Here is a 12,880-nt window from a genome sequence, read left to right as displayed (position 1 = left end):
GCCGGGAAGAGACCGGAAGAGTCATGAGCACAGTCACCGATCTACTGTTCGAGCAGCCCGCATCCACCACCACCGGCCTGTGGAGTGGAAGCGACACAACGGAATTGGCCTTCCACAGCTGGGATCAGGTGCGCTCGCGCGCCCGCCGGATCGCGGGCGGGCTGGCGGGCGCGGGCGTCGAACACGGCGGGTCGGTCGCCATCCTCGCCGGTGAGCCCGCCGATGTGGCGGCGCTGGTGCAGGCCACCTGGCTGCGCGGGGCGGCCTTCACCATGCTGCATCAGCCGACGCCGCGCACCAATCTGGAAACCTGGGTGGCCGATACCCGCGCCGTGGTGGCCATGCTCGGCGCGGCGGTGATCGCGGTCGGCGAGCCGTTCACGGCGGCGGTGCGCGATCTGGACCTGGGCGCGCCCGTCGTGTCGGTCGAAGAACTGGCCGCCGCCACCGAGGTGGAGCCGGTGTCCACCGCTGAGGACGATATCGCGATTCTCCAGCTGACCTCCGGCACCACCGGTGTGCCGAAGGCGGTCGCCATCTCGCACGGCAATGTGCGACAGAACCAGCACGCCATGATCGCCGCCGCCGGGTTCCGGCCCGAGAGCGACGTGGTGGTGAGCTGGCTGCCGCTCTATCACGATATGGGCATGGTGGGCATGATGCTGACGCCCATGATCGCGCAGGCGACCACGGTGATCACCACCCCACTGGCCTTCCTGAAGAGCCCACTGAAGTGGGCCGAGTACATCACCCGCTTCGGCGGCACCTACACCGCCGCACCGAATTTCGCGTACTCGCTGCTCGCCCGGCGGCTCAAGCGCGCCCCCGAGGGCGCCTACGACCTGTCGACACTGCGAGTCGCCGTGAATGGCGCGGAGGTCATCGACGAGAGCACCCTCGACGAATTCGTCACCCAGGCGGCGCGTTTCGGCCTGCGACCGGAGGCCGTCATGCCCGCCTACGGTATGGCCGAGACCACCCTCGCGGTGTCGTTCGCCCCGGTTGACGAGGTGTTCTCGGTGGATGTCATCGACGGCGAAGTGGCCGAGCGCGACGGCGTCGCGCGCCGGGACGGCATCGAGCGGCCGCGGTCCCTGGCCAAACTGGGCGCACCCGTGCCGGGTATCGAACTGCGCGTGGTCGACGAGCGCGGCACCGTGCTGCCCGCCGACCGCATCGGCAGCATTCTGGTGCGCGGCGACGCCGTCACCACCCGCTACCTGGGACCGGACGGGTACGCGTCGGCGGTGGACGCCGAAGGCTGGCTGTCCACCGGCGATCTCGGCTATGTCACCGCGAGCGGTGAGGTCGTGGTCACCGGCCGGAAGAAGGACGTCATCATCGTCGCGGGCCGCAATATCGCGCCGACCGTGGTCGAGCGCGCGGCGGGCACCGTGTCCGGCGTGCGTCCCGGTGGTGTGGCGGCGGTGGCGGTGCGACTGCCCTCCATGGCCCGCGAGGGCATCGCGGTCATCGCCGAATCCGATGCCGCCGCCGACGCCGATGCGGCCGAACGGATTCGCAAGGAGGTGGCGCGCGCGGTGTACGACGATGTCGGCATCGCGCCCGCCGTGGTCACCATCGTGACGAAGGGGGCGCTGCCGAAGACCCCGTCGGGCAAGCTGCGCCGTTCGCTGGCCACCAGCCTGATTCCAGCCTGAGGACGCGACAGGCGGTGTAGGACAACGAAGAACGGGGCCGGATCGGAATTCCGATCCGGCCCCGTTCTCGTCGTACGGGTCAGCGGCGTCTGGGGTCAGCGGCGCTGCTCGGCGGCGTGGCGATACCCCCGTACCGCCAGCGGGCCGAAGACGACGATCAGGCCGAGGGTCCACACCACCGTGAGGACGAGCGGTTTCGCCACCGCACCGCTCTCGGTCAGGCCGCGTACGGCGTCCACCGCCGGGGTCATCGGCTGATGCCGCACCACCGGCTGCAACCAGCCCGGGTATTCGGAGACCGGCGCGAAGCCGCCGTTGAAGAACAGCAGCAGCAGGAACAACCCGCCCAATTGCTGCACGGCCTGCCGCCCCGACGCCACCGTGGCCATGGCGATCACCGGCACCGCGATGCCGACCGCGAACACCATCGGCACCAGCACCGCGCCGACGGCGGCGGCGATCCCGTGCTCGAAGCGGAAGCCCAGCGGCACCGCCACGGCGAACAACACCACGGTGGCGATACCGGTGCGCAGCGCCTCGGCGAGCAGCCGCCCGGCGATGAAGCCCGCTCGCGGCACCGGCAGCGTCCAAGTGCGCGCCAGCAGCCCGGTATCGCGTTCGGAGATCAGGCTGATCGCCGTGGCGAGGGTGCCGAACAGCGCGCCCACCAGCGCCACCAGGCCGGTATTGCCGTACACGCTGTCACCGCCGCCCATGGCGGTCACCGTCTTGCCCAGCACCAGCTGGAACATCAGCAGCATGAAGGCGGGAAAGACCAACGACTGCACCACGATTCCCGGGTCGCGCGACCAGGATCGCAGCAGCGCGCCCGCATGCACGAGAGACTGACGTAGCAGCGGAACGGCTTGGCGCGGCGGCCATGTCGTGGCTGTCGCGGTGGAATTCACTGCGGTGGACTTGGATTCGACTGTGGTCATGGCTTCCTGATTCATCGGCTCACCTGCGCCCGGCCCGCCGCGACGATCGCGATGCCGCCCGCGGTGAGCAGCGCCGCCGCCCAGACCAGCGCGGCCGTCAGATCGATCCCCGTCCCGGTCGCCAGCGCCCGCAGCGCATCGGTGAACACCGACATGGGCTGATTTCGGACGAAGGGCTGCGCCCAGTCCGGAAACCCTGCCGCCGGAACGAGTCCCGTGGACGCCATCACCAGGATGAGCTGCGGGATCATAAGAATGCTGGCGATGGACACCGAATTACGCGCGACCGTGCCTACCGCGTCGGTGAGCATGCTCAGCGCCAGCCCGAAGACCACCACCAACGCCAGGAAAGCCAGTGTGTGCCAGGCGGACCCGTGGAACCGGAAACCCAGCGCGTAGCCGATGCCGAGACCGCCCGCCAACGCCAGCAGCATGCGCACCACCACCCACGCCATCCGGCCCAGGAACGGCGTGACGCGCGGGATGGGCAGCGACATCATGCGTTCGTGTACCCCCGCACGCGCGTCGTGCCCGGCGGTCTCGGTGGCGGTGATGGCGGTGAACAGCCCGGCCTGCAACAGGATGATCGGGGTGAGGAACTGCGCGTAGTCACCGCCGCCCAGTTCGAACTGCCGATGCAGCGGCACGTAGAAGCAGACGAAGAACACGACCGGCCCGAAGACGGCGAAAATCGCGTCGCCGGAACGGATCGCGGCCACGATCTTCTGTCGGGCCAGGGTGGCGGTGGCCGCGCCCAAACCCACCGAGGCACGGGCGATGGAGCCGCCGCGCGCCGGTGTGGCGGACACGGGGGTGAGGGTGGTCGACGACATCAGTGCTTCTCCGTGAGTTGCAGGAACACCTCGTCCAGCGACGGCTGCCGCAGCCCGATGTCCACCACGTCGATGCGTTCCCCGCGCAACCGCGCGATCACGTCGGACACGGTGTCCATGCCGTCGGGGGCCCGGACCACCAGGCGCGGGTGCACGGTGCCGGCGGTCCCGTCCGCGGGGGCGTCGACCAGTTCGAAGCCGTCCAGCAGCGACAGCACCCGCGCGGTGTCGTCGCGCTCGATCAGGGTCACCTCGCAGACGGCCGCGCCGACTTGCTGTTTCAGCTGGCCGGGCGTACCGGCGGCGACCACCGAGCCGCGGTTGAGCATGACGATGTGGTCGGCGAGCCGGTCGGCCTCCTCCAGGTACTGCGTGGTGAGCAGCACCGTAATGCCCTCGCCGCGCAGTCCGGAGACGGTATCCCACACGGCGGCGCGGCTGCGCGGATCGAGCCCCGTGGTCGGCTCGTCCAGGAACAGCACCTCCGGGCGGGTGACCAGCGCGCTGGCGATGTCCACGCGCCGCTGCATACCGCCGGAGAGCGCGCCGACCCGCCGGTCCCGCACCGCCGCCAAATCGAATTGCTCGACCAGTTCGTCGATCCGGACCCGCAGCGCATGTCCGCGCAGACCCGTGAGCTTGCCGAAGACAGCCAGGTTCTCCACGGTGGTGAGTCCGGAGTCCAGGGCGGCGTACTGCCCGGTGAGCGAGATCAATTCGCGCACCCGCGCCGCTTCGGCGACCACGTCGCGCCCGCAGATGCGGGCCTGTCCCGAGGACGGCCGCTGCAGCGTGGACAGCAGTGTGACGGTCGTGGTCTTGCCGCTGCCGTTGGGGCCGAGCAGGCCGAGCACCTCGCCGGGCGCCACCTCGAACGATATCCCCTGCAACGCCGAGACCTCGCCGTATGTCTTGACCAGATCGACGACCTGTATGGCGGGTTCGGTCGACACCGTGCATCCTTTCGTTCTTTTGTTAGGCAAGGCTAGACTAACTTACCGGGAGCGTATGTGTGACCCGTCTCGCTCCGCACCAATCGCTTTGGGAGACCTCACACTTCGGCGGCCACGCCCGACTTAGGATTGACTTGCCTAATTTGCCTGGCTAGCGTGTGCTCTCGCTGCACGTTTCGCACGCTGTTCGAGAAGGGCTGTCATGCCAAAGTTCATCAAAGTCGCCGCCATCGCCGTCTTCGCCGCCATCCTCGGCCTGGGCTTCGCCCAGCCCGCGGCCGCCGATGTGTCCATCCGCGATTCGCAGGTCTCCGACCTCTACGTCCGCGCCGACGTGCCGAGCCTGCATCAGATCGAGAAGCAGTTCGCCGCGTTCTGGAACCCGAACATCGGCATGGACGCCAAGGTCGAGGTGAGCTACAACGGCCCGGCCGCCCGCGGCGCGCTCGAGCGCGTGATGAGCAACAGCGCCACCATGGACTTCTTCTCCATCCAGGGCCGTGCGCTCGGTCCGGTGAACGTCGCCGGCAACACCATGTCGGTCCAGGTCGAGGGCCTGATGGCGGGCTTCCCGGCCACCAGCACCACCTACCACTACATCCGCGAGGGCGGCCTGTGGAAGTTCGACTGGAAGAGCATCTGCCAGTCGATGCAGTGCGCCGGTAACCCGAACTTCGGCTACTGAGCCACCGCTGACATCCCGGCGCGGCCCCCTGATTGCGTCCACGCGATCCGGGGGTCGCGTTTGTCATGTCAGCCGCCCCAGAGAAACGAATTCGATTGTGAAACAGCTTTTCAGGACTTCCCTATGATCACCGTTCGCGGCGTGTCCAAACGCTTCGGCGACACCGTCGCCGTGGACGACGTCAGCTTCGAGGCCGAGCCGGGGGCCATCACCTATCTGCTCGGACCCAATGGCGCGGGCAAGACCACGGTCATGCGCATGATCGCCGGACTGGCGCGGCCGAGCTCGGGGTCGATCACCATCAATGGCAAGACCCTGCACGACTTCCCGAACACCCTGCGCGAAATCGGGTTCAGCTTGGGCGCGTTCGCCCGCAATCCGCAGCACACCGCCACCCAGCACCTGCTGTGGCAGGCACGGCTGGGCGGGCTGCCGACATCGACGGTCGGCGCGGCGATGGAGCGGGTCGGACTGGAACGGGTCGCCCGGCGGCCGGTCGGCAAGTTCTCCTACGGCATGCTGCAACGGCTCGGCATCGCCTCGGCCCTGCTGGGCGATCCCAAGACCGTCGTGCTGGACGAGCCCGCCAACGGCCTGGACGTCGAGGGCATCCTCTGGCTGCGCGAGCTCGTGGTCGGTCTGGCGGCCGAGGGCAAGTGCCTGCTGGTGGCCTCGCACAATCTCACCGAGGTGGAGATCACCGGAACGCGGGTCGTCATCATGGGCAAGGGCGCGGTGCTGTCCGATACGACCAAGGAAGAACTGGTGGCGAAGGGAACCGAGCCCCGGCGGCTGGAGTCGGCGTACATCGACATCACCAGCGGCAGTGTGGAATACGCGGCGGCCGGGGGTGCGCGCTGATGACGGTCACCTATCTCGTCCAGGCCGTGCGCAGTGAGATGGCGAAGCTGTCGTGGCGCAGTTCGGTGTGGTACTCGGTGGTGCCGCTGGCCGTGGTCATCCCGGTCGCGATCAACTTCGGCATCGCCAAAGCCACCCAGTCGAACGCGTTCCGGGGCGCGGGCGGTATGGACACCAACAACGCCGCCTACTGGATTCTCATCTTCTCCACCTTCATCCTCATGTCGGCCGGAGTGTCCTCGCTCAGCGCGGAATTCTCCGGCCGCACCGCCGAGACGGCCTTCGCGATCCAGCCGCGCCGCTGGATCCTGCCGGTGGCCAAGCTGATCGTGTTCGGCGCGATCTCCGCCGTCACCGCCGGGCTCACCACCTTCGCGCTGCTCGCCGGATTCCCGCGCGTTTTCCCCGAGATCTGGGGCGAGGTCGACGCGTTCTCCGCCGACGGCGTGCGCCTGCTCATCGCGGTGCCGATCTTCGCCCTGCTCATCTGCGCGCTCGGGCTGGGACTCTCGGCACTGGTGCCCAAACCCGGACTGGTCGTCATGATCGTGCTGTTGTGGAAGTTCGGCATCGAGGTGTTCGTCACCTTCATCCCGGGCGATCTGGGGCTGCTGCTGCAACGGCTGTCGCCGTTCAAGAACGGTGAACTCGGAGTGGGACAGCTGGCGACCATCGAGAGCTACTTCGGTGGGCAGAACGGCTCGCTGGTGTACTTCGCGGCGCTGTGTGTGGTGATCTTCGTCGCGGGCACCGTGCGGCTGTCCATGGTGGACACCCGAAGCGAGTAGACCGCACGCGCGGACACGACAACGAGCACGACAACGAGAAGGCCGCCCGGCCGGAACCTTCGGGTTCCGACCGGGCGGCCTTCGTTCTGTCGCGAACTCGGTGCTCGAATTCGCCGGGCGGTCAGACGCGTTCGGCGGCGGCGATCCGCCAGTGCGAGGCATTCTGCTGATGCGCCCAGAACTCCGCGAAGCGCCCCGAGACGTCCAGCAGTTCCCGGACGGTACCGTCCTCCACGACGCGCCCGTCCTCCAGGAAGAGCACCCGGTCCGCGCCCGCGATGGTGGACAGCCGGTGGGTCACCACGATGCGGGTGCGACCGCGCGGATCGTCACCGATGGCGGCCACCACGGCGGCCTCGTTCTCCGCGTCGAGCGCGCTGGTGCCCTCGTCCACGAGCAGCACCGACGACTCCTTCAGCAGGGCGCGGGCGATCGAGACCCGCTGCCGCTCACCGCCGGACAGCGCGGTGCCCTCGTCGCCGACGAGGGTATCCAGGCCGTCGGGCAGGCGGTCGGCGAAGGCGTCCACCCGCGCCAGCCGCAGGGCGGCGGCGAGCTGCTCGGCATCCGCGCCGGGATTGCCCGCGAGCACGTTCTCCCGAATCGTCCCCGCGAACAGGTACGGCTGCTGGAACACCATGCTGGTATCGGCCGGGCGGTGCGCCGCGTCCACCGACGCGCGGTCGACGCCGCCGATCCGGACGCTGCCGGAGGTGGGCGTCTCCAGGCCCGCCACCAGCGCGAGCAGGGTGCTCTTGCCGGAGCCGGACGGGCCGACGACGGCGGTGGTCTCCCCGGCCCGGAACTCGAGATCGAGTCCGTCGAGCACCGGCGCGCCGTCCCCATAGGTGAAACGCACGTCGCGCAGTTCGACCGCGGCGGGCTCACCGTCGGCCCGGTCCGCCGCGGGCGCACCGGCCGGTCCGCCCGCGTCGATGACGGTCCGGATGTCGCGCAGAGCGTTTCGGCTCGTCTCCACGGCAGAGGCCAGATCGCCCATGGCGGCGAACGGCTCCAGGAAGCGCACCACGACCACGATGAGCGCGATCGCCTCCGGAATGCCGATGGTGCCGCGCACCGCCAGCCACGCGGTGGTACCGGCGAGCAGCAGCAGGGCGATCTGGCTGGCCAGGCTGAACAGCACCTGGCCGGGAATGTTCAACAGCAGCAGGCGAACGGTGGCGCCGTGCTGGGCGGCCAGCGCCGCACCGGTCTGGCTGCGTTCGGGTTCCACCCGGCGGGCCGCGCGCAGTGCGGCCTGGGTGCGGGCGAATTCCAGAATGCGTTCGGTGAGAGCGCTGTTGGACTCGGCCGCCACCCGATCGGCGTGCCGGGTGATGCGTCCGGTCGCCCACAGTGCGCCCAGCAGCAGCGGCACCGCCAGCAGCGCGACCACCGCGAGCTGCCAGGCGATCGGGATCAGCGCCACGGCGATGGCGATCGGCAGCAGGATCGCCTGGATCACCGGGGTCACCAGATAGCCGACCAGACCCACCAGATCCGGTCCGGTGGTGGCGATGGCGCGGCGGGTGGTGGCCGCGTTGTCCTCGCTGAACCAGCGCAGCGGAATGCGCGCCACCTGCGTGGAGACATCGCGCTGCGCGTGATCGAGGATGGTGAAGCCGAGGTCGAAACCGACCCGGGAGGCGATGGAGTCCACGATCCAGCCGCCCGCCACGGCCACGGTCAGCAGCGCCACCCAACGCCAGGCGTCGGCCGGGGTGTCGCCCAACAACGCCGCGACCAGCGGCACCACGAACACCACCGCGATGGCGCGCAGAATGGTCGAGATGACGGTCAGCGCCAGGTAGCGGGCCACCAGGCCGCGCTGCTCGGCGGGCAGCAGCATCAGTATGGTGCGCGTCATCGCACGGTCTCCTTCACATCGGCGGCGACGGCTCCGGCCTGCCACAACTGCTGGTAGCGGCCCTCGGCGGCGAGCAGTTCGCCGTGGGTGCCGGTCTGGGTGACGCGCCCTTCCTCGAGCACGACGATCCGGTCGGCCGCGGTGATGGTGCGCAGCCGGTGCGCGATCACCAGCACGGTGCGGCCCACGGCCAAGCGGTCGAGGGCCTGCTGCACCAGGTATTCCGATTCGGGATCGGCGAAGGCGGTGGCCTCGTCCAGGATCAGCACCGGGGTGTCGGCGAGCAGCGCCCGCGCGATGGTGAGGCGTTGCCTCTCACCGCCGGACAGCGTGGTGCCGGAACCGAGTTCGGTGTCGTAGCCCTGGGGCAGCCGCAGAATGCGCTCGTGGATCTGGGCGTCGCGGGCAGCCCGTTCGATGGCGTCGTCGGAGGCGTCCGGCACGGCGAGGGCGATGTTCTCGCGCACGGTGCCACGGATCAGCTGGGTGTCCTGGAAGACGAAGCCGATGCGGGTGTACAGCTCATCGGGGGTGAAGGTGGTGATGTCGCGCCCACCCACCCGGATCGAGCCGCTCTGGATGTCGTGGAAGCGGGCCAGCAGCGCGGCCAGGGTGGACTTACCGGCTCCGGAGGGGCCGACGAGCGCGGTGACGGTGCCCGGCTCCAGGGTGAGCGAGATATCGGCGACCACCGGGACGCCCGGACGGTAGCCGAAGGTGACGTCGTCGAATTCGACATGGCCCGGCTGCTTCTCGGCCGCCGACGCGGAATCGCCCTCGCGCACCGCGAGTTCGGACTCGTCCAGGGCCACCTGGATGTGCTGGGCGGCCAGGCGACCCTCCCGCAGACCGGACAGGCCGTAGCCGATGCCCAGCAGGCGCGAGCCGAAGGTGGTGCCCAGGAACAGGAACGGCAGCAGGTCGACCGGGTCGATCCGATCGGTCACCACGAGCGCGGTGCCCACGGTGAGAATGATCCACAGGAACGTGACCGGGCGGGTGATGAGGTCCATGGCGGACTTCTTGCCCACGAACGGGCGCTGCCAGTTGTCCAGGAAGCGGATGTACTCGTCGAGGCTGCGCCGGAACGGGGAGGCGGCCGCGCCGCCGAACACGCGGATCACCGGCTGGCCGTCGAGGTAGGAGGTGGCCTCGGCGTTCATGCGCTCGGCCCAGCGTTGCGACTGCATGATCTTGGGGCCCGAGGACGCCATCATGGTCAGCATGGTGAAGACGTAGCCGAGCACCGGGACCAGCAGCACCAGCGCCAATCGCCAGTCCACCCAGAACAGGTAGCCCAGCACGGCCAGCGGCGCGACCACCGCGGCGACCGCGTCGGTGACGGCGTGGGTCACCAGGTAGTGCAGTGACAGGGTGTCGCCGGTGATCAGCTTGTTGATCTTGCCGGAGCCGCGGGCGGTGAACCAGCCCAGCGGCAGCTGGGCCAGCTTGCTCAGCAGGCGACCGCGCAGATCGCGGCTGAAGCGGGCGTCCACGGTGTGCAGCCACAGTTGCAGGGCCGATTCCAGCACCGCGCCGACGGCGAACAGGCCCAGCGCCCACAGGCCCAGGGACCACAGGGTCGATTCGTCGCTGCCCGCCAACAGCTCCCGGGCCAGTTCCACCAGCAGCACGAAGGGAGCGAGCTGGACCAGGGTCACCAGGATCTGGAGGATGCCCGCGACCCACAGCTTGGCGCGGATATCGGCGAACAGGCGGCTGCCCGCCTGGGAACGCCAGCGCCCGCGCGGGGCCGCGACGTTCTCGGCATCGGGCGCGCTCGGGGCGGCCGGGGTGTCGACGGCCGGTTCGATGACCGTCACGGTCTCCTCGACCGGCGTCGCCTCGGCGGCGGCCGCGGCCTGCGCCCGCTCGGAGCCGTCGCGCTCCTTGCCCATGGACCGACCGTGCACCCAGTACGCCTGGGCGTAGACATCGCTCTTGGGGAATCCGAAGTCGTCCTTCAGGCGCGCGCGGATGTGCTTGAGCGACTTGGACTCCGGGCCCGCCCACGCGTACCAGTTCGACCAGTCGCGGGCCTCCAGGGCGGCGGCGAGGGAGTTCTCCGAGGTGCGGGGCACCCAGTGCACCCGGGCGCGCGGATGCTCGGTGAGCGGGATGAGCAGGTCGTCGTCGTGGTGCTTCTCCAGGTACACCTCGATCGCCACCTGCGGCGGCACGGCGGCGAGAATCGAATTGATGGCCGGAATCGAGGCGGAGTCGCCGATCAGCAGGTATCCGGCAGGCAGGTCCTCGGGGATCGGGAAGCCCTTGGAGCCGAACGAGGCCACCTCGACCATTTCCCCGCCCCGCACCCGGCAGGCCCAGGCCGAGGCCGGTCCGGCGGGTTCGTGCAGGACGAAGTCCACGGCGAAGCGACCGGTGTCCAGATCCGCCTCGGCGATGGTGTAGCCGCGCTGGAATTCGGCGTCGGAGCCCTCCGGATCCGGGAACCAGATCCGCAACCAGGCGGTCGGTTCGAGAGTGATCTCCTCGAAGAGGCTGGGCGAGCTCAGCCAGACCCGCAGCATGCGCGGTGTCGTCTGTTCGGTGTCGAGTACCGTTGCCGTGTGGTACTGAACGCCGAAGCCGCGTAGCACCGCCCCCTGAAACCCTCTGCGCGCCATTATCGCCTGTCCTCCGATCGGTGTGCGGCGGAGGCGGCCCCGCGCCAGCGCCGGCCGCACGGTCTCTCAGCTGGGGTTCCCACCTCCGACTTTGGGTAGCCTACACATACTTGGCGCGCTGCGGACCCGCAGGCGGCCACCGAACCACGCCGACAAGATCGAAGATTCGACCCGGCGGAATTCGGGTACTCCCTGCCCAGCGAGCCATCGTGGAGTCGAACCGAACCCGGAGGCCGACGATGATGTCGAAAAAGCGGACCGAATTCCGCTCGCCCAACACCGAGATGGCCGTTACGCCCACCGAGCGGCCACGCCCCAACCGTTCAGCCTGGGGTCACACCCGCTTCGACGCGCAGATCGCGCGCCTGCGCCGGGAAGCCCTGGCGGCCCTGGACGAATCCGACCGCGGCTAGCGGAGGCGGTGCGCGAGCGACCGGCGTTCGTCCGCGACACCCGCCGCCACCTCGGCGATCTCATTGCCGATCAGGGCCGCGAAGGTCCTGGCATCCGCCGACCTCGCCACCGTGGGCGGGCCGGGGACGATCACGTAGCGACCGTCCCCCGGCAGCTCCCGCCAGCGCAGCAGCCTGCTCACCCGGCCGCGCGGACCGAAGTCCGAGACGCCCTGCGCCACCTCGACCCAGCCGACGCGCGACGGCACCGCCGCCACGAACCGGCGGGCGATCTCCAACTCGGTGTCCTCGAACGACTCCAGGGCCCGGTAACGCTCACAGCTGTAATCCAGCCTGTCGGACAGCACGTCCAGCACCAGCCGCGCCCGGCGGCCCGGCGGCGCGTCCGGCAGTGCCGCCACCACCGCATCGGCCAGTTCGGCCGGATCGCACGCGGCAATGGTGAATCCCGCGCTGTGGTCGACCGTTTCACCGGGCAACTGCCGGAGCAGATATGCCTGCCCGCCGCGGACGATCCCCAACAGCCGGATACTGCTCGCCGGGTCCTTCGGGACACGGGCATCGGCCGCGCGGACGGCGATGCGGATTTCCGGCCGCGCCACCATCCGCAGCACCTCGCGGACCTCGGACGGCACGCTGTCCCGCAACCGCTCACGCGCCCGAGCGAACTCACGCACATAGTCGTCGTGCAGCGGGATGCGGCTGGTGCAAACGAACGGATGCGGCAACTCGTCCTCGTCGTGCTCCGACCAGAGCACCACGAACTCCAGATCCCCGAAGGTCCAGTCCGGTGTCATTCGTCCAGCACCGGCCGGGAGACGATGAGCGGCACCCCGAGCCCCTCCTCGAGGTGGTGGTCGCCCTCCAGATAGTCCGGCCGCTTATGCGTGTTCCCGTCCTTGCCCGCGTTGCCGCCGTGCGCACCGGTCGCCCCCGGCGTGCCCGGAATCCCTGCCATCGGCGTCGCCGCACGGGTGGAGGCGGCAGGCAGGTCCACCGGCGGGGTGGCGCGCGGGAACAACCGGGCGGACTGCGACGCATCGCGCACCGGCGAAATGCCGCCGCCACCCCCGGCCCGGCCGCCGCCCGCCGCACCACCGGGCGGTCGTTGCGCCGCGGGATCGGCGGGGCGCGCCGGGACCCGCGCGGGGTCCACGCGCGCCGCCGGGGTCTGGAGACCCTACAGCGCGCTCTGAGCGGCGGTGAGCGCCTGCTGGGCGGATCGCAGTGCGCTGTCGGACAGTTTGCCGGAGG

The 12,880-nt window shown here is 69.8% G+C and carries 12 protein-coding genes; 5 read left to right on the top strand and 7 right to left on the bottom strand.

What is annotated here, in order from left to right:
• Positions 1 to 23: 23 nt before the first annotated feature.
• Entirely contained in the window at positions 24 to 1,661 is a 1,638-nt protein-coding gene (locus QJS31_RS30110) for a long-chain-fatty-acid--CoA ligase (RefSeq protein ID WP_306358284.1), read from the top strand.
• 95 nt (positions 1,662 to 1,756) lie between these two features.
• On the opposite strand, the gene QJS31_RS30105 is transcribed toward QJS31_RS30110, so the two are convergent.
• The 3 genes from QJS31_RS30105 to QJS31_RS30095 are packed head-to-tail and all read right to left on the bottom strand — an operon-like array spanning position 1,757 to position 4,385.
• A complete protein-coding gene (locus QJS31_RS30105) occupies positions 1,757 to 2,599 on the bottom strand; it encodes an ABC transporter permease (protein ID WP_306358283.1) in 843 nt (280 codons plus the stop codon).
• A gap of 11 nt (positions 2,600 to 2,610) precedes the next feature.
• Positions 2,611 to 3,432 (bottom strand): ABC transporter permease, encoded by an 822-nt coding sequence (locus QJS31_RS30100; protein WP_282785875.1) that lies wholly within the window; start codon positions 3,430 to 3,432, stop codon positions 2,611 to 2,613.
• Positions 3,432 to 4,385, bottom strand: coding sequence for an ATP-binding cassette domain-containing protein (locus tag QJS31_RS30095; protein WP_306358282.1), 954 nt, complete (start codon positions 4,383 to 4,385; stop codon positions 3,432 to 3,434). The genes QJS31_RS30100 and QJS31_RS30095 overlap by 1 nt, the downstream gene beginning before the upstream one ends.
• A gap of 202 nt (positions 4,386 to 4,587) precedes the next feature.
• On the opposite strand from QJS31_RS30095, the gene QJS31_RS30090 reads away from it, so the two are divergent.
• From QJS31_RS30090 to QJS31_RS30080, 3 genes are all read left to right on the top strand, one after another.
• Entirely contained in the window at positions 4,588 to 5,070 is a 483-nt protein-coding gene (locus QJS31_RS30090) for a hypothetical protein (RefSeq protein WP_282785877.1), read from the top strand.
• Positions 5,071 to 5,193: 123 nt separating this feature from the next.
• Positions 5,194 to 5,931 carry an ABC transporter ATP-binding protein gene (locus tag QJS31_RS30085; protein ID WP_306358281.1) on the top strand — a complete coding sequence of 246 codons (738 nt, stop codon included), beginning with the start codon at positions 5,194 to 5,196 and terminating at the stop codon, positions 5,929 to 5,931.
• A complete protein-coding gene (locus QJS31_RS30080; protein ID WP_306358280.1) occupies positions 5,931 to 6,719 on the top strand; it encodes an ABC transporter permease in 789 nt (262 codons plus the stop codon). Before QJS31_RS30085 ends, QJS31_RS30080 begins: the two co-directional genes overlap by 1 nt.
• A 121-nt stretch (positions 6,720 to 6,840) precedes the next feature.
• Here the strand turns inward: QJS31_RS30080 and QJS31_RS30075 are convergent, their stop codons facing one another.
• On the bottom strand, positions 6,841 to 8,586 hold the full coding sequence (locus QJS31_RS30075) for an ABC transporter ATP-binding protein (protein WP_282785727.1): 1,746 nt from the start codon (positions 8,584 to 8,586) through the stop codon (positions 6,841 to 6,843).
• A complete protein-coding gene (locus tag QJS31_RS30070; protein WP_306358279.1) occupies positions 8,583 to 11,213 on the bottom strand; it encodes an ABC transporter ATP-binding protein/permease in 2,631 nt (876 codons plus the stop codon). Before QJS31_RS30070 ends, QJS31_RS30075 begins: the two co-directional genes overlap by 4 nt.
• A gap of 239 nt (positions 11,214 to 11,452) precedes the next feature.
• Between QJS31_RS30070 and QJS31_RS30065 the strand changes: the two genes are divergently transcribed.
• Positions 11,453 to 11,626: a hypothetical protein gene (locus QJS31_RS30065; protein WP_282785725.1), complete on the top strand. Its 174-nt coding sequence runs from the start codon at positions 11,453 to 11,455 to the stop codon at positions 11,624 to 11,626.
• Here QJS31_RS30065 and QJS31_RS30060 read toward each other — a convergent pair.
• Positions 11,623 to 12,423 carry an ESX secretion-associated protein EspG gene (locus tag QJS31_RS30060; protein ID WP_306358278.1) on the bottom strand — a complete coding sequence of 267 codons (801 nt, stop codon included), beginning with the start codon at positions 12,421 to 12,423 and terminating at the stop codon, positions 11,623 to 11,625. The two genes, QJS31_RS30065 and QJS31_RS30060, sit on opposite strands and share 4 nt — an antisense overlap.
• Positions 12,420 to 12,782: a hypothetical protein gene (locus QJS31_RS30055; RefSeq protein WP_306358277.1), complete on the bottom strand. Its 363-nt coding sequence runs from the start codon at positions 12,780 to 12,782 to the stop codon at positions 12,420 to 12,422. Before QJS31_RS30055 ends, QJS31_RS30060 begins: the two co-directional genes overlap by 4 nt.
• Between the last annotated feature and the right edge of the window lie 98 nt (positions 12,783 to 12,880).

The sequence above is a fragment of the Nocardia sp. CC213A genome, from assembly GCF_030766805.1.
Taxonomy (GTDB): domain Bacteria; phylum Actinomycetota; class Actinomycetes; order Mycobacteriales; family Mycobacteriaceae; genus Nocardia; species Nocardia otitidiscaviarum.
Note: the sequence above shows the minus strand (reverse complement) of the source record. Positions and strands in the feature narration are given on the sequence as shown.